The 1,057-nt window shown below is 30.2% G+C and carries 1 protein-coding gene; it reads right to left on the reverse strand.

The genetic code is table 11. The features are described from left to right. Positions 1 to 502 precede the first annotated feature (502 nt). Positions 503 to 925 (reverse strand): VOC family protein, encoded by a 423-nt coding sequence (locus V7083_RS10260; protein WP_335477432.1) that lies wholly within the window; start codon positions 923 to 925, stop codon positions 503 to 505. Between the last annotated feature and the right edge of the window lie 132 nt (positions 926 to 1,057).

Genomic DNA, 1,057 nt, shown 5'->3' on the forward strand with positions numbered 1-1,057 from the left:
CCAAAACATTTTTACATATTGTCAGTCCTAACAGCAATCGTAATTTATTTTTATCAATTATTAGTAGAAAGAACTATTGTAAAAGAGGTAAAAAAATAATAGGAGATGTAATGTTGTTTATGTCCCTTATAAAACTTATTCGGATGGAGTTATATTAGGCTGTAGAAGAGATTGTAAAAGATTTTACTTAAACTATAGGGTGCTAATCTTCAACAACTCAATAATTTAAAAAAGCTCAGATCTTTTCGTGGCTCTGAGCTTTTTGTATGCAATTTTAACAGTTAAATTACCTGCAAATTCAGTTGCGAATTCCTATGCCAATAGCACTGTAAATTTTCATTCTGTACTTCACACCGAACCCGTTATTGAGGAAGATAATTGCTAAATTCTAATTTAACATATCACATGTAGAGTTTAAGCACGTTATTTCACAATCTCTTCTACACTTTAAAAATATTAAGAATATATGTGAGTATTTTAGTATGCTTTCTATAGATTAAGTCTATTTTACTCGTTGAAACATAGGATGATTTTCTTTAAATTGAACTAAATCCCATAAGTTTCCGTATAAATCTTTGAATACAGCAACAATACCATATGTTTGTTCTTTTGGTTCTCTAACGAATTCAATTCCTTGAGCTATCATATCATTATAGTCTCTCCAAAAGTTATCTGTCCCAAGAAATAAAAAAACTCTTCCTCCTGCTTGATTTCCAATAAAAGGTGTTTGTTCTGGCTTTGAAGCCCTTGCAAGTAATATTGTAGTTCCTGATGAGCCGGGTGGTGATACTACTACCCAGCGTTTATCTTGCTCTGGTTGATATGTATCTTCAATTAACGTAAAATGAAGTTTTTTTGTGTAAAAATCAATGGCTTCATCATAATCTTTAACAACCAGAGCAATATGTACAACAGATTGAAACATTTTATTAGCCTCTCTTTCTTTGGGAAACATAGCCTTACTCCTTATTTTAATATTATGTTCATCTTTACAGAGTTTTTCAGATAAATTTTCCATTTATTGAATTTGATTATTTCACTAAATGATGTTTAGTTA

Origin of the sequence: Bacillus sp. JJ1764 (genome assembly GCF_036962145.1) — a bacterium.
Taxonomy (GTDB): domain Bacteria; phylum Bacillota; class Bacilli; order Bacillales; family Cytobacillaceae; genus Neobacillus.